This is a genomic window from Paenibacillus protaetiae, assembly GCF_004135365.1.
Lineage (GTDB): Bacteria > Bacillota > Bacilli > Paenibacillales > Paenibacillaceae > Paenibacillus_AP > Paenibacillus_AP protaetiae.
This window is the reverse complement of record NZ_CP035492.1, coordinates 443,022-462,403: the sequence shown is the minus strand read 5'-3', so window position 1 is coordinate 462,403 and position 19,382 is coordinate 443,022. Positions and strand designations below refer to the sequence as shown.

The 19,382-nt window shown below is 52.9% G+C and carries 19 protein-coding genes and 1 pseudogene; 3 read left to right on the top strand and 17 right to left on the bottom strand.

Going from position 1 to position 19,382, the window contains the following annotated elements; genetic code table 11:
* Positions 1-32: 32 nt before the first annotated feature.
* The 14 genes from ET464_RS20515 to nrdI form a co-directional block, all read right to left on the bottom strand.
* Positions 33-2,156: an ABC transporter ATP-binding protein gene (locus tag ET464_RS20515; protein WP_208543918.1), complete on the bottom strand. Its 2,124-nt coding sequence runs from the start codon at positions 2,154-2,156 to the stop codon at positions 33-35.
* Positions 2,157-2,222: 66 nt separating this feature from the next.
* Positions 2,223-3,116, bottom strand: a complete 894-nt coding sequence (locus tag ET464_RS01925; RefSeq protein ID WP_129437781.1) for an ABC transporter permease — start codon at positions 3,114-3,116, stop codon at positions 2,223-2,225.
* Between the two features lie 19 nt (positions 3,117-3,135).
* Positions 3,136-4,062: an ABC transporter permease gene (locus ET464_RS01920; protein WP_129437780.1), complete on the bottom strand. Its 927-nt coding sequence runs from the start codon at positions 4,060-4,062 to the stop codon at positions 3,136-3,138.
* 22 nt (positions 4,063-4,084) lie between these two features.
* On the bottom strand, positions 4,085-5,746 hold the full coding sequence (locus ET464_RS01915; RefSeq protein ID WP_129437778.1) for an ABC transporter substrate-binding protein: 1,662 nt from the start codon (positions 5,744-5,746) through the stop codon (positions 4,085-4,087).
* A 46-nt stretch (positions 5,747-5,792) separates the two neighbouring features.
* The gene (locus ET464_RS01910; protein ID WP_129437776.1) at positions 5,793-7,127 is read right to left on the bottom strand and encodes an LLM class flavin-dependent oxidoreductase; all 1,335 of its coding nucleotides are present in this window, start codon (positions 7,125-7,127) and stop codon (positions 5,793-5,795) included.
* Between the two features lie 234 nt (positions 7,128-7,361).
* Complete coding sequence (locus tag ET464_RS01905) at positions 7,362-8,087, bottom strand: metallophosphoesterase family protein (protein ID WP_129437774.1); 726 nt, start codon at positions 8,085-8,087, stop codon at positions 7,362-7,364.
* A 64-nt stretch (positions 8,088-8,151) separates the two neighbouring features.
* Positions 8,152-8,733, bottom strand: coding sequence for a histidine phosphatase family protein (locus ET464_RS01900; RefSeq protein WP_129437772.1), 582 nt, complete (start codon positions 8,731-8,733; stop codon positions 8,152-8,154).
* A gap of 55 nt (positions 8,734-8,788) precedes the next feature.
* Complete coding sequence (locus ET464_RS01895) at positions 8,789-9,049, bottom strand: DUF2164 domain-containing protein (RefSeq protein ID WP_129437770.1); 261 nt, start codon at positions 9,047-9,049, stop codon at positions 8,789-8,791.
* A 5-nt stretch (positions 9,050-9,054) separates the two neighbouring features.
* A complete protein-coding gene (locus tag ET464_RS01890; RefSeq protein WP_208543885.1) occupies positions 9,055-9,831 on the bottom strand; it encodes a PhzF family phenazine biosynthesis protein in 777 nt (258 codons plus the stop codon).
* Between the two features lie 94 nt (positions 9,832-9,925).
* Positions 9,926-10,375 (bottom strand): GyrI-like domain-containing protein, encoded by a 450-nt coding sequence (locus ET464_RS01885; protein WP_129437766.1) that lies wholly within the window; start codon positions 10,373-10,375, stop codon positions 9,926-9,928.
* A gap of 121 nt (positions 10,376-10,496) precedes the next feature.
* Positions 10,497-11,138, bottom strand: coding sequence for a hypothetical protein (locus ET464_RS01880; protein ID WP_129437764.1), 642 nt, complete (start codon positions 11,136-11,138; stop codon positions 10,497-10,499).
* Between the two features lie 116 nt (positions 11,139-11,254).
* Positions 11,255-12,205 (bottom strand): class 1b ribonucleoside-diphosphate reductase subunit beta, encoded by a 951-nt coding sequence (nrdF, locus tag ET464_RS01875; protein ID WP_129437761.1) that lies wholly within the window; start codon positions 12,203-12,205, stop codon positions 11,255-11,257.
* A 108-nt stretch (positions 12,206-12,313) separates the two neighbouring features.
* On the bottom strand, positions 12,314-14,398 hold the full coding sequence (nrdE, locus tag ET464_RS01870) for a class 1b ribonucleoside-diphosphate reductase subunit alpha (RefSeq protein WP_129437759.1): 2,085 nt from the start codon (positions 14,396-14,398) through the stop codon (positions 12,314-12,316).
* Positions 14,385-14,744, bottom strand: coding sequence for a class Ib ribonucleoside-diphosphate reductase assembly flavoprotein NrdI (gene nrdI, locus ET464_RS01865; RefSeq protein ID WP_129437757.1), 360 nt, complete (start codon positions 14,742-14,744; stop codon positions 14,385-14,387). The genes nrdE and nrdI overlap by 14 nt, the downstream gene beginning before the upstream one ends.
* A gap of 275 nt (positions 14,745-15,019) precedes the next feature.
* Here nrdI and ET464_RS01860 point away from each other — a divergent pair, with 275 nt between their 5' ends.
* The 3 genes from ET464_RS01860 (at position 15,020) to ET464_RS01850 (ending at position 16,623) form a co-directional block, all read left to right on the top strand.
* Positions 15,020-15,241, top strand: coding sequence for a hypothetical protein (locus tag ET464_RS01860; RefSeq protein ID WP_129437755.1), 222 nt, complete (start codon positions 15,020-15,022; stop codon positions 15,239-15,241).
* Between the two features lie 156 nt (positions 15,242-15,397).
* Entirely contained in the window at positions 15,398-16,021 is a 624-nt protein-coding gene (locus tag ET464_RS01855) for a thymidine kinase (protein WP_129437753.1), read from the top strand.
* A 233-nt stretch (positions 16,022-16,254) separates the two neighbouring features.
* Positions 16,255-16,623, top strand: coding sequence for a hypothetical protein (locus ET464_RS01850; RefSeq protein ID WP_129437751.1), 369 nt, complete (start codon positions 16,255-16,257; stop codon positions 16,621-16,623).
* Positions 16,624-16,787: 164 nt separating this feature from the next.
* Here ET464_RS01850 and ET464_RS01845 read toward each other — a convergent pair whose 3' ends face one another.
* The 3 genes and pseudogenes from ET464_RS01845 to rsfS form a co-directional block, all read right to left on the bottom strand.
* Positions 16,788-17,552 carry a class I SAM-dependent DNA methyltransferase gene (locus ET464_RS01845; protein ID WP_129437749.1) on the bottom strand — a complete coding sequence of 255 codons (765 nt, stop codon included), beginning with the start codon at positions 17,550-17,552 and terminating at the stop codon, positions 16,788-16,790.
* 596 nt (positions 17,553-18,148) lie between these two features.
* Positions 18,149-19,036: pseudogene (locus ET464_RS20135) on the bottom strand (CvfB family protein); the annotation flags it as partial.
* Complete coding sequence (gene rsfS, locus ET464_RS01835; RefSeq protein ID WP_129437747.1) at positions 19,033-19,380, bottom strand: ribosome silencing factor; 348 nt, start codon at positions 19,378-19,380, stop codon at positions 19,033-19,035. The gene rsfS and the pseudogene ET464_RS20135, both read right to left, overlap by 4 nt.
* Between the last annotated feature and the right edge of the window lie 2 nt (positions 19,381-19,382).

Below are 19,382 nucleotides of genomic sequence, written 5' to 3'. Positions count from 1 at the left end.
GGAATTTATGGATAAGTAAGGAAACAACCCGGTTAAATCGGATAATGGCAAGCGGCCAAATGGCCGGCGCCTACCGCAGCCAGCGGCGGCTCTGTCTCCCGGCACTTGTTCGTTGCCAACGGGCACCGCGTATGAAATCTGCAGCCGGATGGCGGGTTAGCCGGCGAAGGGATCTCGCCTTGAATCGCTGTATGCTGGCGTTTGCGTTTCGGATCCGGATCCGGTATCGAGGCAATAAGCGCCCGGGTATACGGGTGAGCCGGGTGAAGAAACAATTCCTCGCTAGGCGCGATTTCAACCAGTTTGCCAAGATACATAACGCCAATACGATCCGAGATATGACGCACAACTTGCAGCCCGTGAGCGATAAACAAGTAGGTCAAGCCCATCTGCTGCTGCAAATCCTGCAGCAAATTAACGATTTGAGCTTGGACCGACACATCTAAAGCCGACACCGCCTCATCCGCCAAAATAAACTTTGGATTTAATGCAATTGCCCTAGCAATGCCAATACGCTGGCGCTGCCCGCCGGAAAACTCATGCGGATGGCGAGCGGCCACGGCAGGGTCCAGCCCAACAGCCTGCAACAGCTGTTCGACACGCTGCTTTATTTCCCGTTTGCTTATGGACTCGTGCACAGCGAGCGGCTCCCCGACAATATCTCCAACCGTCCAGCGTGGATCCAGGGAACCGTACGGGTCCTGAAATATCATTTGCATATCCCGCCGCATGCCATGCAAACCTTTGCGGCCAAGCTCCGTCAACGGCTTATCTTGAAATCTCACTTCGCCTGCGGTCGCCTTCTCCAGCTGCAGCAGCACGCGGCCAAGCGTCGATTTGCCGCTCCCGGATTCGCCTACCAGGCCAAATGTTTCACCTTTGCGTATCGTAAAACTGACATCATCGACTGCATGAATATGCCCTTTGTTCCGGCCGGGAATCGACCCTTTAATCGGGTAATATTTGCGCAGCCCCTTAATATGAAACAGCTCCGTATCCGTCTGTTCCTCTCCCTGCTCACCTCCGGATACCGGCCAGTAATCCGTCTCTGCAGCAGCCGCCAAATACGGCGTACTGCCTTGCGCCGCCAGCCCGCTTACTTGAACAAGCGGCTGTTCATGTACACGCGCTGCTTCTTTACGGCTGTCCGGCGTTTCCGGCTTCCTCTGCCATCCTTCGCTTGCAATCAGTTCATTTGAATGCCAGCATGCGGCTTCTCTGCCGTTGTCTGAAACAAGAGGCGGCGCTTCCGAACCGCATTTGTCCGTCGCATAAGGGCAGCGGGGGTGAAACAAGCAGCCTTCCGGCAAAGCCGACAAGCTGGGGATGGAGCCGGGGATGGAATGAAGCCTGGAGCCGCGCTGCGTATCCAGCGTTGCCACAGAATGAAGAAGGCCGCGTGTATAAGGGTGGCGGGGCTGCTCAAACAGCTCGCCGGTCGCCCCTTGCTCCACGACACTCCCGGCATACATGACGACAACCCGGTCCGCAATTTCAGCGGCGATGCCAAGATCATGCGTAATAAGCAAAATCGACATGCCCAGCTCCTGCTTCAAACTTTGCAGCAAATGCAAAATTTGCGCCTGAATCGTAACATCCAGCGCCGTCGTCGGTTCATCCGCAATAAGCAGTTCCGGTCCGCAGCATAACGCCATAGCGATCATAGCGCGCTGCAGCATGCCCCCGGAAAGCTCGCCGGGATATTGCTTCATGCGAATTTCCGGCTCCGGAATCCCTACCCTCTCCAGCAGCCGGACGGAATGCTCCCACGCTTCCGCCTTGTTTTTCCGGTCATGCACCATAATTGTTTCCGTCATTTGATGGCCAATCGTATAAACCGGATCAAAAGCCGCCATCGGCTCCTGGAACACCATCGCCATTTTTTTGCCCCGAAGCGCGCGAAGCTCCTTTTGCGGCAACGAGCCGATATCAATGCCGTCCAGCACAATGCGGCCGTCTGTAATGCGCCCATTTTCGTAATCAATAAGACGCATTACCGCTTTAGAAGTTATCGTTTTGCCGCTGCCCGACTCTCCTACCAGGCACACTGTTTCTCCTTGCCGGATGGACAGCGATACTTCGCGCAGCGCCTGCAGCGGCCCGTTTTTAGTATGAAATTGCACCGAAAGGCGCTCAATTTCCAGCAATTGCTTCATCATTCCGCCCCCCATCTGTCCGCTCGCGCAGACCGGCCCCGGGTTCACATCCGGTTCCGGCTTTCGTTAAATGCGGCTTTTTTTCGGGTCCCAATGGTCCCTCAGCTTGTCGCCCAGCAAATTGACGGCAAGCACAAACAGCGTAATTGCCAGCCCGGGAAAGGTACATATCCACCAGGCTACCGTCAAATAACTTCTCCCTTGTGCGAGCAGCGTGCCCCAGTCCGGGATTTCCCGCAACACGCCAAGGCCCAGAAAACTTAGTCCCGACCCGGCCAATATCGCGCTTCCGATGCCAAGCGTCGCCATAACGAGCATTGGAGACAATGAGTTAGGCAGCACATGCTTCCAAAAAATGCCGAACTGCGATACGCCAATGGAACGGGAAGCGGTAATATAAGGACGGTTTTTAATGCTGAGCATCTGGCCCCGCATGACCCTCGCATAACCAGGAATCGACGAGACCGCTACCGCCAGTACAATATTAAACAAGCTCGGCCCAAGGGCAGCAGCAATCGCGAGCGCAAGCAATATGCCGGGTATCGTCATCAAAATGTCAATAATCCGCATAAATACCGTGTCAATAATGCCGCCGATATAGCCGGATACTGCGCCGATGGCTCCGCCAACGATGCCGCCGACGAGTACCGACATTACGCCGATAAACAACGAATCACGGCTGCCGTATACAACCAGGCTGAAGACGTCCCGGCCAAAGTAATCAATGCCAAACGGATGAGCCAGACTTGGCCCCTGTAAAATTTGATCCGTCTTCATCTCCGTTGGCGAATATGGGGCAATCCACCCCGGGACAATCGCACACAACACGATAAATAGCAAAACAAGCCCGGCTCCGTAAACGAACAGCCGGGAAGCAGTCAACGCCGCTAACGGGCGGGAAGACGTATCAGCTTTATTACCAAAGCGCCAAGAAGGGCTTGCGGCAGCTGAAGGCTTCATATGCGTCTCCTCCTTTCAATCAGGCCGATCTTCTGACCCGCGGGTCAATAAAGGAATACGATAAGTCAACGATCAGGTTGACGGCAACATAGATGATAGCCGTAAAGAAGATAACGCCCTGTACAACGGGAAAATCTTTCGCCATCAGCGCGTCCGATATAATCCGGCCAATGCCCTGCCGTGCAAACACCGTTTCGATGACGACAGTGCCGGCCAGCATCTCGCCTACAAGCGTTCCCATCAGCGTTACCGCCGGGATCAGAGCGTTGCGGAGCGCGTGGCGGTACATAACAGCACGCTCTGTCAATCCTTTGGAGCGCAGCGTTACGATAAAGCTTTCGTTAATTACTTCCAGCATGCTGTTGCGAACCATCCTTACAATAAAACCTGCTCCGATAAGGCCCAATGTAATGGAAGGCAGCACGAGCGTCCGCCAGCCGTCCGAGCCCATTGCAGGAAACCAGCCCCAATGGATGGAAAAAACGAGCAGCAGCAGAATGCCTGACCAGAAAGTCGGCATCGAAATGCCAAACAAACCGACGATTCTCGCGATAATATCAATTGGCTTATTGCGATGGATAGCCGACAGCACGCCAAGCAGCACGCCTACAACAACCGATACTGCCGCACTGGTAAGTGTCAGCGACAACGTTGCAGGGAAGTTGTCGAGTATTTTGGGCAATACCGGTTCGGAGGTGAGAAGCGACTCGCCAAAGTCGCCTCTCGCCATATGCCCGAAATAATGGAACAACTGCACGTAATAGGGCTGATCGGTTCCAAGCTGCGCCCGCAAATTGGCAATCATTTCAGGCGTCGCTTGCGTCGGATCCAGAATGGAATCTACCGGATCGCCCGGAAGCAAGTACAGGATTGTAAATACAAGAAGCAAGGAGCCTGCAACAACAAGCAACGAGGTAAACAGCTTTACAGCAATCGCTTTTATCATGGCCGCCAGCCCTCCTTCCGCATTACTTTTGAATGGATGTATCGTTAAACCAAGGGTATCCGGTCAAATCAAACTTCAGGCCTTGAACCGATTTGGCAGCTGCCACTGTATAAGGGAATACATAGATCGGAATGATGACCGCATCAGCCGAAATTTTTTGCTGGATTTGCTTATAGAGATCCGCCCGTTTGGCATCGTCCTTCTCCACCGCGGCTTGTTCCAGCAGCGCATCCGTTTCCGGATTAGAATAGTTCGCAATGGTAGGCCGCGCGCCTTGAGCCGGCGTATGGTAAAACTGGTACAGCGCGTTCGGATCCACATTGACCTGGCTGTTGCCGTAAATGTCGTAATCGCCGTTTGTATATACAACCGTTGTCGTATCTTTTGTAATGTTCACATTGACTTTAATGCCGATCGCTTTCAGCTGCTGCTGGATCATGACGGCGATATCGTTCCGTTTTTCCCGGTTCGGGCTGCCGTCAACATAATTTAACGTCAGCTGTTTGCCGTCTTTTTCGCGTATGCCGTCCGCGCCTTTGACCCAGCCCAGCTCGTCAAGCAATTGGCCGGCTTTGGCAGGGTCCGGCTTCAGCGCGTTTTCAAGCGATGCGTCATAGCCGGTCATTCCAGGCGCCAGCGCCGACCAGGCCTGATCATAAGTGCCGAGATACAGCGTTTTGACGATCGTAGCGACATCAATGCCGTATTGAAGCGCCTGCCGTGCCTTCAGATCGTTCCAAGGCTCTTTTTTCTCATTAATAAACAGCGTATAAGGCAATCCGCTTGTATTCACTTGAATCAGCTGGGTTTTGCTGTCGTTTTTGAGGGCCAGCACATTTTGCGGCGGGACGGTTTCAGCCGCCAGCACTTGGCCGCTTTGTACGCTGCCGATCCGCGTAGCTTCTTCGGTTACAATTTTAAATGTAAGGGTATCCAGATAAGGAGCGCCTTTATTTTCGATCGTTTCAGGCGCCCACTTGTAGTCCGGGTTACGCTTCAGCACGATTTGCTGGTTCTGATCCCATTTGACGAAAATAAACGGTCCGGTCCCTACCGGATTTTGGCCAAATTGATCGCCGTATTTGGCGACTGCAGCCGGCGAGACGATGCTGAGCGACGCCGAGCTCAAATTGGTTAAAAAGGCGCGGGAAGGTTTGCTCAAATGCAGCTTCACCGTATAATCGTCAATGACGTCTACCGATTCCAGCGGCGTCAGCAGCGCCAGCGCGTTGCCCGACTTCGTAGCAGGATCCAAAATACGCTCGAAGCTGAATTTGACTGCATCCGCATTAAACGGCGTCCCGTCATGGAATTTGACATCCTGACGCAGCTTAAACGTATAATCCAAGCCGTCATCCGAAATGGTCCATTCCGTTGCCAGCCATGGTTTAATTGAGCTATCCGGCAGCTGGACGACCAGATTATCGAACAATGCGCGGTATACCCGGATTGCAACGGCAAGGCCGCTGCGCGCCGGATCAAGCGTATCAGGGGAAGTCGCGAGCGCAAAGCTTAAATCTCCGCCCTGCGCAGCTGCTTGCGTAGCAGCCGGGCTTTGTCCGCTATCCGGCTTGCTGCCGGTGTTAGTCCCGCCGGAACCGCTGTTGCCGGAGCATGCCGTTAATACCAATACTAGTGCTGTAATCCATGCCGTATGTTTGAATATCGCTGATAATGGTTTCATATCTGTATACACGCCCCATCTCCAAAGTTCTTATCCATTCAAGTCATTAAATCAGGCTGTTCTCATGCTGCTTCGTATAGCGGTTCACCGGAACAGCCAGCCCCAAATTGCCGCGAAGCGTATCTGATTCATATTCGGTGCGGTACAACCCGCGTGCTTGCAAAATTGGAACTACTTGCTCCACAAAATCTTCCAGCGCATTCGGAACGCCGCCGCCTATAATAAAACCGTCCGCCGCCCCTTCTTCAAACCATTGTTGAACTTGATCGGCAATTTGCTCAGGCGTGCCGATAAACCGGCTGCGCGGCGTTGCGGCTTCACGTGCCACCTGCCGCAGCGTAAGCCCCTTTTCCTTCGCTTTTTGCTTAATCCGGTCCGTCGTGCTGCGGAAGCTGTTTTTACCTGCTTCGCCCAAATCCGGGAACGGTTCATCCAGCGGGAACTGGGAGAAATCCAAATGATCGAAGTAACGGCCCAAATATTGCAGGGCATCCTCGATGCTGACCAGATCGGCAACTTCCTGGTATTTGCGTTCCGCTTCTTCGGCGGTTTGCCCGATAATCGGACCAATTCCAGGGAAGATCAGAATTTCGTCTGCGGAGCGGCCAAATTCAGCTGCCCGTTTCTTAACATCGCTGTAAAAAGCTTTAGCTTCTTCAATCGTTTCATGGCCGGTGAACACCGCATCCGCCGTTTTGGCAGCCAGCCTGCGGCCGCTGTCCGAAGAACCGGCTTGGAATACGACCGGGTGTCCTTGCTTTGAGCGCGCAATATTAAGCGGACCTTGCACCGAGAAAAACTCGCCTTCATGGTTTAAGCGGTGCATTTTGCTTGGATCGAAGAAAACGCCGGTTTCCTTATTCCGTACAAATGCGTCATCTTCCCACGAATCCCACAGCCCTTTGGCTACTTCCAAATACTCTTCTGCAATCCGGTAGCGCTGATCATGTGTCGGATGTTCTTTTTTGCTGAAATTAAGAGCCGAGCCTTCCAGCGGAGACGTTACGACGTTCCAGCCGGCGCGGCCGCCGCTAATATGGTCAATCGAAGCGAACTGGCGGGCCACCGTAAACGGTTCGCTGTAGGAAGTGGACAATGTCCCGACAAGGCCGATATTTGTCGTAATCGAAGCGAGAGCCGAGAGGATCGTAATGGGCTCAAACCGGTTCAAAAAATGCGGAATCGATTTTTCATTGATATATAAGCCGTCCGCGATAAACAGAAGATCAAACTTGCCTTCTTCCGCTTTCAGCGCTTGTTTTTTATAGAAATCAATATTAATGCTGGCATCCGCCTGAATGTCCGGATGGCGCCACAGCGATGTGCTGCTTCCGACTCCATGAATAATAGCTCCCAGCTTGATTTGTCTCTTTGTACTCATCGTATCCACACCCTTTTTCCCTTTTTAATTTATTCCTATAGGTTTTGTCAGAATTAACTTAAACCCACTTTACCACCCGCATACCATTCGCACAATCGAACATAAAGCATTTCTATAAACAAATAGGATTGTTCTATATCCAAACACAAAGCCGGCCCTGTTGGGCCGGCTTTTGTGTTTCATTCATTTCGATTTGATGAAGAGCAGGTTAAGGGCTGCGCTGCAGCCATCCGTTCAGCTTCGGGCATAACGGGCTGTGCGAAGCTCTCTTACATACGGCTCCAAATGAGGCATTCCGGATGCTTCCGCCTGCGACACCGCCTCTTCAATATTATAAGCAACACGTACAAACTGGAGATCAATAGGCGCATCCTGCCCGCTTCCGTATTGGCCTTCCAGGATGACATAAGAAGCTTTAGGAACATCCAGCGGATTGCCGACACTTCCGGCATTAAACAGCAGCTTGCCTTCCATGTATTGCATATAGGCATTATGAATGTCTCCGTAACCGGCGACATCAGCCGCACACCACTCCTGGCACCGCTCGGATGCTTCAAACAGCGACAGCCGTTTAGCCGCCTCATCCCATGGCTGGATCCGCTCATACAGGCTGCGCGGAGAAGCGTGAAACAGCCTTACATATTTGCCGCTTAATACAAATTCGGCCGAGAAAGGGAGGGAAGCCAAATAAGCGAGACGCTCTTCGCCAAGCAAAGAACGGTGCCAGACTGCAACGTCAATATCGCTTGGCGTCGCTATGAAATCGTCCCAGTTGCCCATAACAACCGTATCGCAATGGCTCCGGACAAGATCCACGCACACATCTGAACCCGGACCTTTGCCAATCAAATCTCCAAGACAAATCAGCCGGTCAACCCGGCGCAGGTCGACATCGCGAAGAACGGCTTCCAGCGCAGGCACATTCCCGTGAATATCCGAAATAATCGCTATTTTTTGCACAAAAAGCGCCTCCTTCCGCTTCTGCTTGTTGCCAAGCTTATGTACTGTCTTCGACGCAGTTATTTTATCGTTCGTTCAAATGATCCGTGCAGTTGTACAAATCGCACTGCCAGCCTTCCGCTGTTTTACGTATGCGTGTAACGGCAGTATTGCCAAGCAGCTCATCCACATTCAAATCCGGGAGCAGCTTCATCAGCGCGTGACGGATAATGGCGCCATGGCTGACAACAAGGATGCGGCCGTCCGGATGTTTGGCCGCAATCTCTTCCAGCACTTCTCCGCCGCGATCCATTCCTGACGTTTTGGTCTCGATCCCCAGCTTCTTCTCCCGCCAGTCGTGGCCAAATCGTTCGATCCGCTCCGCCATCGTCGTGCCCTCAATGAGCCCGCCGCCCATTTCGCGCAGCCGCTGATCCAAATATAAGGGCGGATTCCCCGCTCGCGCCGCAATCGTTTCCGCAGTCTGCCGGGCGCGCAGCAGATCGCTGGAGTAGACGGCATCCCAATGCTCGGCGCCAAGCCTTGCAGCAACTGCTTCCGCCTGCCGGAAACCTTCTTCATCCAGCGGATTGTTCGTATGCCCTTGCGCCCGGCCTTCTTTATTCCAAGCGGTTATGCCATGGCGGACAAGCGTGATATGAGTCACTGTCTTCCCAGCTCCCTTCGCTAATGCAGCCACCTTTTCATTTTCATCTCGATTATTATTTACGTTTGCTCCCGGAAGAGCTTTTCTCCAGCGCATACAGTTCATCTTCCATCGCCTGCATACGTTCCATCACCGTTTGTCTGGCATCCGTTATAGCTTGATTATAAATAAAAGGGCCAAGCTCCTGCAGCATATGATCCAGCAGCTGTTCGGCAGCTACGGAGCCGATGCTTTCGGAACGCTCCATTTCAAAAAAACGCTGCAAGCTGCTGATCAGCTGCTCCTTTTGCTCGCGGGGCAGTTTAAACGCATTCATCTTGATTATACCTCCAATGATCCTTTCATAACGGTTACCGCTTCCCCGGTCAGCCGGACGCGGTCCCCTGCAAGCTGCACCGCCACGTACCCGCCCCTCGCCGAAGCTTGATACCCGACCAGCGAATCGCGCCGAAGCCGTTTGCCCCAATATGGAGCTAACGCGCAATGGGCCGAGCCGGTAACCGGATCTTCCGAAATACCGTCCATTGGCGCAAAAAAACGAGAAACAAAATCATAGCCGCTGCCGGCTGCCCGGCTTGTTACAATAACGCCGCGGCAGTCCAACTTGGCCAGCAGCGCCATGTCCGGGCGCAGCTGGCGCACAGTCTGCTCGCTGTCGACTTCCACAAGCAAATCAAGCCGGTTCCGCCCGGTATATCGCGGAATAAGACCTAATGCTTCGATTAGCGCCTGTTCAGTCTCCACGGGCTGTACCGGCTCTGACGGAAAATCGAGCGTAATGCCGCCGGCTCCATTCTGCTGAGCGGTCAGCTGCCCGCTCAGCGTCATAAAACGGGCCGTCTCGCCCGGCTGCAGCCGTCCCGACTGCCATAAAATATGAGCGGCTGCCAATGTCGCATGGCCGCAAAGCCGCTCCTCGACAACTGGCGTAAACCATCTCAGCCGCCATAATCCCGCTTCCGGATATACAAACGCCGTTTCCGACACGTTCATTTCCGCCGCAACCTGCTGCATCCATTGCCCGTCCTCTGCTTTATCCAGCAAACATACGGCCGCGGGATTGCCGCGGAACGGCTCTGACGTGAAACTGTCAACCATATAGATTGGCTTTATCTCTTTCAGATCCTTCCACCTGTTCGTCTATTCAGCGAAAAAAAAGAGGACTTTCAAAGTCCTTTTTGTCATATCTCATTTATTTGATCGGAATGAGCAGCTCAACCGGAATTTCTTCCAAATGAGGTTCATCCACATAAAAAATTTCGAGCGCTACGGCATGTTCGTTTTTCTCCAGCTCATTTTCCTGCATCCATGCAAACAGCTGCTCATAACCTTCGCCAATCCGTTTATTCGAGCAATCAACCGTTGCGTATCGATGCTCCGGGATCGTGAACTGTACCATTCCTTCCGGTACTTCACTCATATGCTGTACTTCGTAGCAGGCCCAGTAGGCGGCGAATACTTCATTGCCAAAATACGGGCTGTACAAGACAGTCGATCGAATATGGTCACCCAGCAAATATTTTTTTGCCAGCATTTCGGTTTGCAGGCGAATCGCCTCATCCGGCAGCGTGGAATAGGGACCGCAATAGCTGATGCCTACCAAATTAAGTGAAGGTCTTGTAATAATTGAACAATTGTCCATGCGTATTCCTCCTTCGATAGGTCGGGGCTAAACCGCCTGGATAGAAACCTATTGTCCACAGTAGTGTACCATGAATGAATGGCTGTGAATAGTCGTAATACCGGCCGCCATTAACCGTTTTTTAATCGTAACCGCCTCTGGCTGTCGGCAATTGCTTGTACGCTTCTTTTTTCTGCACCATAGCAGCTATGTAGTCCCGCAGCTCCTGCAGCGACTTGGCGTCCTGCGTCAGCTCGCAATACTTCCCTGTCCAAGCCAAATAATATTGCTTGCCGCCTAGCCGAATGGTCCAGCTGTCGTCCGTGTACGGAATTTGCTGGCAGCTTGGATGCTCTACGTTTAAATTCGCCAGCCCGGTAACGTTCATTTCCCGCATCTTCGCATAAATGGACTCCAGCTCTTCCCGGCTTAACTGAAGTTCGGCGTCAGCCGTGCCGTCCGACACCAGATCTTTCGTGACGCGATGCTCAAACGTATCGATCCGGTTTTTGCTTGTCACTCCGTACTGAACGGCAAAAGCAAAATCATCCGGCATCTCGGCCGGCATAGGTGAATTCGCTTGACCTTCCGGCCGCTTGGCAGACTGTTCCTCTGTCTCCTTAGCCGCATGCTCCTCTGTCTCCTTCATGGGGGTGCCTGCCATCTCCTCTACAGTCCGGCAGCTTGCCAGCAGCAGCGCCATAATAAGCAGCAGCATGGCCAGCTGAATCCCTTTGGCCTGGAGTCTCGCACGTTGGCGCAGTCTATTCCGCTTGCTCTGCATCCCATCACCTCCTCCATTATGGACGGCAGCCGCCGGATTTATGTTTCTCCGCAATAAAAAACCTCAGGACTGCAACTGTGCTTGCAGTCCTGAGGTTCCCAGCCTCTTATTGTAGCTTAAAACACAAAATCATCGTCGGATAACGGCTCAATGTTGATCGCCCGAACGTAGCCGTTGCCTTTTTTCGAGAAAAAGTCATGCTGCTTCGTATGCGTGCTGATCCCGTTAAATACAATCGGATTAACCGGCTCGTCCGGGAAAAACGGATCAAAGCCAAGGTTCATCAATGCTTTGTTAGCGTTGTAACGCACATACGTTTTCACTTCGTCCTGGAGGCCGATAGCCGAATACAGCTGATCGGTGTACACCTCTTCGTTCGCGTACAACGTTTGCAGCAGCTCCAGCAGCTCACCTTTCAGCTTCTCCTGCACGTCCGGCGCAAATTCCTGGTACAGCTCCTGCGCCAGCGTACCGACGTACAAGCCGTGGATGCTTTCGTCGCGAAGAATGAGGTCGATAATTTCGCCGCTGCTCGTCATCTTGCCTTGTCCGGCCAAATAAAGCGGGTAGAAAAAGCCGCTGTAGAACAAGTAGCTTTCGAGGAAGACCGAAGCCGCCATTGCTTTGAACAAGTCTTGCTTCGAACTGATGCTGGTGTACCACGATTCAATCAGCTTCGCTTTAAACTGCAGCTGTTCGTTGCGCTCCACCCAGTTGAAAATCTCGTCGATTTCTTCTGTAGAAGCCAGCGTCGTAAAAATGCTGCTGTACGACTTGGCGTGGATCTGCTCCATCATCGACATAAAGCCAAGCACCGCTTTGCGCTGCAAGCCTTCCACATGCTCCAGCACCTTCGGCATGCCGACGCCGCCTTGCAGCGTGTCCAGCAGCGTCAAGCCGCCCAGTACATGCTTGTAGACGGTGCGCTCGTCATCCGTCATCGCCATCCAGTCCATCTTGTCGTCGGAGAGCGGAATCTCATCGTCCGTCCAAAACTGCATAATATTTTGCTGCCAGAACGTTAATGTAAAATCGTCGTCTGGCCGGTTCCAGTTCACTGCTTTCATCAGGCAATGGCTCCTTTATATAAGAAGACAACGGGCGAGCAAGCGCCCGCCTCTCATTGTCTTATCATCCTCTATTTTTGGAATAAACCGCGTTTAACCGAAATCGAATTAAACCGCACAGCTTGTGCATTCTTCGATCGACAGTTTTTTCGTACGCGTGTAATAAAGCGACTTCAGCCCTTTTTGCGCCGCGTAAATGTAGAAGCGGGCAAGTTCGCGCGTCGATACTGTGCTGTTGACGTGAAGCACCGTCGAAATGCCTTGGTCAACGTGCTGTTGAATTTCCGCAATCATGTCAATCAGGCGGAACTGGTCGATGTTGTACGCCGATTTGTAGTACCATTGCGTTTCCGCGCTCAGGAACGGCATCGGGTAATATGTCGTCGAGTTCGCATATGTCCGCGTTTCGATATGTTCTACGATCGGCATCACGCTGGACGTCGAATTCTGAATGTACGAAATGCTTTGCGTTGGCGCGATTGCAAGGCGGTACGCATGGTACAAGCCATGCTTCTTCACTTGCTCGGCCAGCTGCGCCCAATCTTCCGGCGAAGGAACGTGGATGCCTTCGAACAGCGCTTTGACGCGGTCCGATTGCGGACGGAAATCTTTGTCCACATAACGCGTGAAGAATGTGCCTTTGGCATATTCGGATTTGTCAAAATCTTTAAACGTCTCGCCGCGGTCGCGGGCAATTTCCATGCTTTGCTCGATCGAATAGAAATTCATCATCATGAAGAACGTGCTTGCGAATTCGCGTGCTTCGGCGCTTTCATAAGCGATTTTGTTTTTCGCCAGGAAGCCGTTCAGGTTCATGGCGCCAAGGCCAACCGCATGCAGCTCGCTGTTAGCGCGGCGTACGCCCGGCGCGTTGTCGATTTGCGACAGGTCGCTTACCGTCGTGAGCGCTTCGATGCCGACGCGGATCGAATCTCTGATTTTGCCCGTTTCCATCACGTTCACAATATTCAAGGAAGCGAGGTTGCAGCTGATATCTCTGCGGATGACATCGTCAATCCCGTAATCGTTAATCGTAGATGTCTCTTGCAGCTGGAATATTTCCGTGCACAAGTTGGACATTTTAATTTGGCCGATATCTTTTAACGCATGGACGCGGTTCGCGTTGGACTTGTTTACGATGTACGGGTAACCCGATTCCAGCTGAATCGAAGCGATCTTCGTCATCATGTCGCGTGCGCTCATAACGGTTTTTTTCGTCACTTGGTCGTTCGCCAGCAGCTCGTCGTACATTTCGTCCATGTCGAGATCGTCCAGATGTTTGCCGTAGGCTTTATATACGGAATAAGGGCCGAATACAACAAGCGGTTTGTTCTGAGCGGCAAGCTCGTAAAATTTGTTTGGTATGATCAGGCCGATCGACAGCGTTTTGATGCGCAGCTTTTCGTCGGCGTTAATTTTTTTGGAGTCCAGAAACTCGATAACGTCCCAGCCAAAAATATTGTAGTACCCTGCGCCCGAGCCTTTGCGCTGACCCATCTGGTCGGCATAGGAGAACGCATCCTCCATCAGCTTCAGCACCGGCATAATGCCTTTGGCTGCACCGGCTACGCCTTTGATCGGCTCGCCGCGTCCGCGCAGCTTCGACAAGTTGACGGCTACGCCGCCGCCGATTTTGGACAGCTGCATGCAAGTGCCGATCACATAATTGATCGAGTTGAGCGAGTCATCCATCTCCAGCAGGAAGCACGATACAAGCTCGCCGCGGCGGCTTTTGCCCGCGTTCAGGAACGTTGGCGTCGCCGGCTGCAGGCGCTGCTCGATCATCGCTTCCGCGATGCGGGTCGCTTTGGCGATATCGCCTTCGCCGAGATGCAGCGCTACAATCGCGACGCGATCCGGGTATTGCTCCAAATATTTGCTTTTATCATTCGTTTTCATTGCATAGTCTTTGTAAAATTTGGAAATCGCCATGTACGACTCAAAACGGAAACCGCTGCTTGCTGTCAGGTTGAATACCGATTCCACCTGCTCGTACGTATAGCTCTCAAACACATTATCGTAATAATCGTTGTCGATCAAATAATCAAGCTTTTCGCGCAAGGATCCGAACTTCAGCGTTTTTTCTTCCACTTCTTCCATAAAGGCCGCAACCGCTTCTTTATCTTTGTCAAGCTGATAGAAGCCATCGGCTCCACGCTGCATCAATTCGTTGTTTAATTCAATATGCTTCAATGATCCGCACCCTTTCGACAAATTGTTCCATATCTTGAGCCGTTCCTGAAAGCTCGAATTTATTAATTACCGGAACCCCATACATTTCGGATATCGTGTCTGCGCTTTTGGCAAAGCCGGTGCCCCAGTTGCGGTTCCCGCTGGCCGATACCCCTTTCAATAACTTGTTATTGCGTGAGAGAAACGATTTGACCTTCTCCGGAACTTGTCCGAAGCCGGTTGTATACGTGACAAGCACGTAAGGCTCGTCCACCTTCTGGTGCTCCTCAATTGGAATTGCCCGCATATTCAGTTTGTTAATAAATCGCTTGACATTTCCAGTTTTGGAATCGTAAACAATCAGCATCTCTCTATCACTCCTATTGAATTACAGCAATCAAAAAGCGCTCCGGTTCATCTAAATTAACCAGATGCGCTAGCAGTTTAAATGTTCAGTATGTAGGCCATTTTGCCGCAATTCATCAATATGTAGTTGATGTGATTGATTTTACATCAATATATAGGAGTCGTCAACGAAAAATTAGGATCCCAGGCGTGGCGCGGGATTTGGCGCACTCGACTATTTTAACAGATAGAGATATGATGAGATAGTAGCATTTTATAGATTTTATGGAGGTCAAAATGGAAAATCAAATGACGCTGGAGAGCGCAAAAAAAGCGCTTGAGAAACTATATATAGATGCCGGCTACACCGTTCCGGAATTGCTTGAGTACATAGAAGGGCTGGTTAAGGAGAACCTGGAATTGACGCAAGAGCTCCGTTCCCGCCGGACTGCGGCGGCACGGGCGCAAGGCCGCGAAAGCCTTATGAGCAGCAAATTGTACGATGCGCTGCGGGAATAGCAGCTGTTTTGGAGCGGTTTGGCGCACGAATGAACAAGGCAGCAGCCGCATCCATTCCGTCAAGACTGCTTCGCCACAAAACGACAAACAAAACTATTATACGACATATTTGAAATAAGCGGAAGACAATACCTTGTAAAGGAGCCAGGTTCGGCGATGGAAAGAGGCATCATTACAGTAATCACCGGGCCAATGTTCTCGGAAAAATCAGGCGAGTTAATCAAACGGTGCCAGAAGCTGCAGCAATTCGGGCGCAAAACGGTTCAAGCCTACAAGCCGGCAGAGGATAACCGGTTTGGGACGGAGCAAATTGTAAGCCGGATCGGCTACAGCCTGCCGGCTGCCAGTATTCCAAGGGAGCTGACAACCGCTTGGATGGAGCGCATCACAGCGGATTCGGAGCAAGTGGATGTGGTCGCTTTTGACGAAGCGCAGTTTTTTTCCGGGCAGATCGTCCAGCTCGTACAAGAGCTGGCTTACCGCGGGAAGCAAATCATTTGCGACGGCCTGAATATGGACTACCGCGGCCAGCCGTTTGGCAGCATGGGCAGCCTGATGGCGATAGCGGACGAGATCGTCCGGCTGACTGCCTATTGTGCGGTTTGCGGCGATTCCCACGCATCCTTCACGCAGCGGATCGTGAACGGCAAGCCCGCTGAGCTTGGACCGGTTTTTCTAATCGGCGATACGGAGAGCTACGAGCCGCGCTGCCGGCGCTGCTTTGTGCCCCCGCACAAGGCAGCGGAGACGCAGGCGGCCGCAGGGAAGGCGGCAGAGTGACAGGCTCTCCTGTGAGCGCCGGTTAACTGTACAGGAACCGTTATAAGGTTCTGCAAATCGAATTGGTAATGACACTCGAGCGGCGACCGAGTGTCATTTTTTTATATGGAGAAGTTTTCAACATTGGAGCGGGAATGTTTGTTTATGGATTATTTTGGAATGTCTATGCCGGGCAGTGTATAATAGAAATAATATCTGAAATTATTAACCTAGTTCTAATTGGGAGGGAGTTTATGAATGGAAATCGAAAGAAAGTAAAGAGAGCCGGTATAATCCTGCTAACCGCGATCTGCATTATTGCAACGGTTGCAGCTGTAATAGATATAAAATTTATGAATCTTGAAACATACATAATCGAATCAAATGGAGATGTTATTTCCAGCAACGGTGTTATATACAAATTTAACAGTAAACTTACAAGCGATTATATGGGCGGGGATTTAAAAGCAGCCAAAGCGATTGGCAAAGTGAAGGGGGATGGCATTTGGGGAAGGAGAGTTTATAAGCTAAAAGGAATTGACGATAAAAATTCGATTGCCATTCGAGGCTTAATGCTTCAAGAAGTACACACAAACGAACAATATCTGCAATCAGGAAAGTGACAGGCTCATCGCTGTTCGAATTTGATCGTCAAATTTATCCAGGTTCTCAAATTGGATTCCATTTGCTGCGCCATTTGAGTTTTCTACTTTAAAACAAAAGCCCTTGCGCTCATACGCAAGGGCTTTTGTTGGCGCTGGTCAAACCGGCTTTACAGCACCAGCGCTTATTTTACTGCGGCAAAAAACAGCCGTTCGGATTGTTCCGCCGGCTGGCGAAGCTGAAAATCGGCATACCGGTCCACTTGTGTAAAGCCTGCCCTCCGGAGTGCCTGCTCAATCCAATCCGCGTCATAGGCGCGTTGTACATGCGTTTCCTCAAACCGGATGAAACGGCCGTCTTTTTCGCGCGAAAAAATCGTCAGGTTATGCTCGATCTCGCAGCGCTCCTCGTCCAAATCGCTTGTCCATATGTAAGCAACGTCCTGCTCGTCCAAATAAAAGGGCTGCTCTTCTGCATAACGAACCAGCGTGCTTGGCGGATGTACGTCAAACAAAAACAACCCGCCGGGGCGCAGCCCGTTAAAGGTGGCGCGAAATGCCGCCTCCACCTCTTCTTCTTCGATCAAATAATTGACGCAGTCGCAAAACGAAATAACCGAATCTGCCGGCTCCAGCAGCTCCCATTCGCACATGTCCTGATGCAGCCACTGAACGGAACCAGTTCCTGGCCGCATGGCATTTTGCGGTGATTCCTCCCACTTGCTGCGGGCAACCGTCAGCATATCGGACGACAAGTCGATGCCATACACGTGGTAGCCCTTCAGCGCGAGCGGAATGGACAAGCTGCCTGTGCCGCAGCCTAAGTCAACAACCGTCTCCGGTTTGCCGTAGCGTTCCCAGCACAACTCGGCAAAACGAAGCCATTCCGGGTAAGGCATATCTGCCATCAGCCGGTCGTATACAAGTGCAAACTGCCCGTAGGAGCTCATCGGCGGTCGCCCCGCTCCGGCCCTTCGCCTTCGCGGCGGCCAGCTCCTGCTCCTGCGCCGCGGCTGCCATACCGGCTGCCGCCTTCGCCTTCGCGGCGGCCAGCTCCCGCTCCTGCGCCGCGGCTGCCATACCGGCTGCCGCCGCTTTCGCCTTCGCGGCGGCCAGCTCCCGCTCCTGCGCCGCGGCTGCCATACCGGCTGCCGCCGCTTTCGCCTTCGCGGCGGCCAGCTCCCGCTCCTGCGCCGCGGCTGCCATACCGGCTGCCGCCGCTTTCGCCTTCGCGGCGGCCAGCTCCCGCTCCTGCGCCGCGGCTGCCATACCGGCTGCCGCCGCTTTCGCCTTCGCGGCGGCCAGCTCCCGCTCCTGCGCCGCGGCTGCCATACCGGCTGCCGCCGCTTTCGCCTTCGCGGCGGCTCGCTCCTGCTCCTGCGCCGCGGCTGCCGTACCGGCCGCCGGGCTGGTTGTCGCGGCGGCGGCCGGCGCCGTCATGGCGCTGCAGCCACGCTCCCTCGGCAGCGGCTGTACCGCCTGCACCTGCGCCAAAGCCCGCCGGATCGGCCGCCAGCTCGCTTGCCTCTGCAGACACTTCCTTCGCTTCGCCTTGTTCCGTCAACGTTGTCCAGCTGCCTTTTTGCTCTACAAGGCCGTCCTTCATCAGCTTGCCTAGCGCACGTTTAAAGGCCGATTTGCTGATGCCGAACTTTTGCTTGACGACCTCAGCCGGCGTCTCATCCGAATAAGGCATGCTGCCGTTCGGGCGCGCCTTCAGGAAAGCAAATATCGCGTCCGAATCTTCTACGCGGCCAACTTCCTTCCGCTTCGACATCGACAGGTTGATCCTTCCGTCTTCCTCGCGGATAAACGTCACTCTCGCTTTCACCCGTTCGCCGAGGCGCAGCGGATGCGAGCGTTCTGCACTCGGAATAAAGCCGTACGCGCCAAACCCGATCACGCCGCCGTCCACCAGCACAAACGAGCCCATCTGCAGCGACTTCGTCACCCAGCCTTCGACCCACTGGTTGTTCCAGGTGGAAGGCGCACGAAATACAAGGCCCGCAAGATCGTCCTCGCGCGCCAGCTTGGCAATCATGCGGCCTGCTTTGTCATGGGCCAAAATAACAAACACTTCGTCGCCGACAAGCGGGCGGTATTCAATCCGCTCCGGCAGCTCCGATACAGGCAGCAGCAGCTGACGCCCCAGCCCCATCTCCAGAAAGCAGCCAAGGCGCGGATGAATATCCGCTACTTTCAGCCGGGCAAGCTCGCCCAGCATCAAATACGGGCGTTTCATCGTGGAAGCGATACGGTCCTCCGTATCGTGAAAAATAAACACTTCCACCATATCGCCCGGCTTAGGCCGTTCGCCAACGATTTCGCTGTAGTGCAGCAGCACGTCGGACTCCCCGTCCGTCAAAAAATAGCCGTTAGGCGGCACCTCGCGGGCCACCTGCAGCTTGTGCACCATTCCTGCGGTCAAACTCATGCGAATTCCACAACTTTCGCATCCGACCACAAGCGCTCGATGCCATAATATTCTCTTTCATCCCGGTGGAATACATGTACAATGACATCGCCCAGGTCAATCAGAACCCAGCGGGCCGTATCCATTCCTTCTATGCCGCGGATGCGCACGCCAAGCTCATCGGCTTGCTTGCGGATTGCCGTCGCAATCGCCTGCACCTGCGTATCGGAATTACCGTGGCAAATGACGAAATAATCCGCCACCAGTGAAATTTCTTTCAAATTTAAAGCTACAAGCTCATGTGCCTTTTTATCTTCTGCCGCAGCAACCGTCAATTCAAGCAATTTTTCCGAATTTACCGTCATCG

What these genes read in the sequence shown, in the direction of transcription:
- ET464_RS20515 (WP_208543918.1), bottom strand. Translation starts at nt 2,156, where the DNA reads ATGAAGCAATTGCTGGAAATTGAGCGCCTTTCGGTGCAATTTCATACT.
- ET464_RS01925 (WP_129437781.1), bottom strand. Translation starts at nt 3,116, where the DNA reads ATGAAGCCTTCAGCTGCCGCAAGCCCTTCTTGGCGCTTTGGTAATAAA.
- ET464_RS01920 (WP_129437780.1), bottom strand. Translation starts at nt 4,062, where the DNA reads ATGATAAAAGCGATTGCTGTAAAGCTGTTTACCTCGTTGCTTGTTGTT.
- ET464_RS01915 (WP_129437778.1), bottom strand. Translation starts at nt 5,746, where the DNA reads ATGAAACCATTATCAGCGATATTCAAACATACGGCATGGATTACAGCA.
- ET464_RS01910 (WP_129437776.1), bottom strand. Translation starts at nt 7,127, where the DNA reads ATGAGTACAAAGAGACAAATCAAGCTGGGAGCTATTATTCATGGAGTC.
- ET464_RS01895 (WP_129437770.1), bottom strand. Translation starts at nt 9,049, where the DNA reads ATGAATGCGTTTAAACTGCCCCGCGAGCAAAAGGAGCAGCTGATCAGC.
- ET464_RS01890 (WP_208543885.1), bottom strand. Translation starts at nt 9,831, where the DNA reads ATGGTTGACAGTTTCACGTCAGAGCCGTTCCGCGGCAATCCCGCGGCC.
- ET464_RS01885 (WP_129437766.1), bottom strand. Translation starts at nt 10,375, where the DNA reads ATGGACAATTGTTCAATTATTACAAGACCTTCACTTAATTTGGTAGGC.
- ET464_RS01880 (WP_129437764.1), bottom strand. Translation starts at nt 11,138, where the DNA reads ATGCAGAGCAAGCGGAATAGACTGCGCCAACGTGCGAGACTCCAGGCC.
- nrdF (WP_129437761.1), bottom strand. Translation starts at nt 12,205, where the DNA reads ATGAAAGCAGTGAACTGGAACCGGCCAGACGACGATTTTACATTAACG.
- nrdI (WP_129437757.1), bottom strand. Translation starts at nt 14,744, where the DNA reads ATGCTGATTGTTTACGATTCCAAAACTGGAAATGTCAAGCGATTTATT.
- ET464_RS01860 (WP_129437755.1), top strand. Translation starts at nt 15,020, where the DNA reads ATGGAAAATCAAATGACGCTGGAGAGCGCAAAAAAAGCGCTTGAGAAA.
- ET464_RS01855 (WP_129437753.1), top strand. Translation starts at nt 15,398, where the DNA reads ATGGAAAGAGGCATCATTACAGTAATCACCGGGCCAATGTTCTCGGAA.
- ET464_RS01850 (WP_129437751.1), top strand. Translation starts at nt 16,255, where the DNA reads ATGAATGGAAATCGAAAGAAAGTAAAGAGAGCCGGTATAATCCTGCTA.
- ET464_RS01845 (WP_129437749.1), bottom strand. Translation starts at nt 17,552, where the DNA reads ATGAGCTCCTACGGGCAGTTTGCACTTGTATACGACCGGCTGATGGCA.
- rsfS (WP_129437747.1), bottom strand. Translation starts at nt 19,380, where the DNA reads ATGACGGTAAATTCGGAAAAATTGCTTGAATTGACGGTTGCTGCGGCA.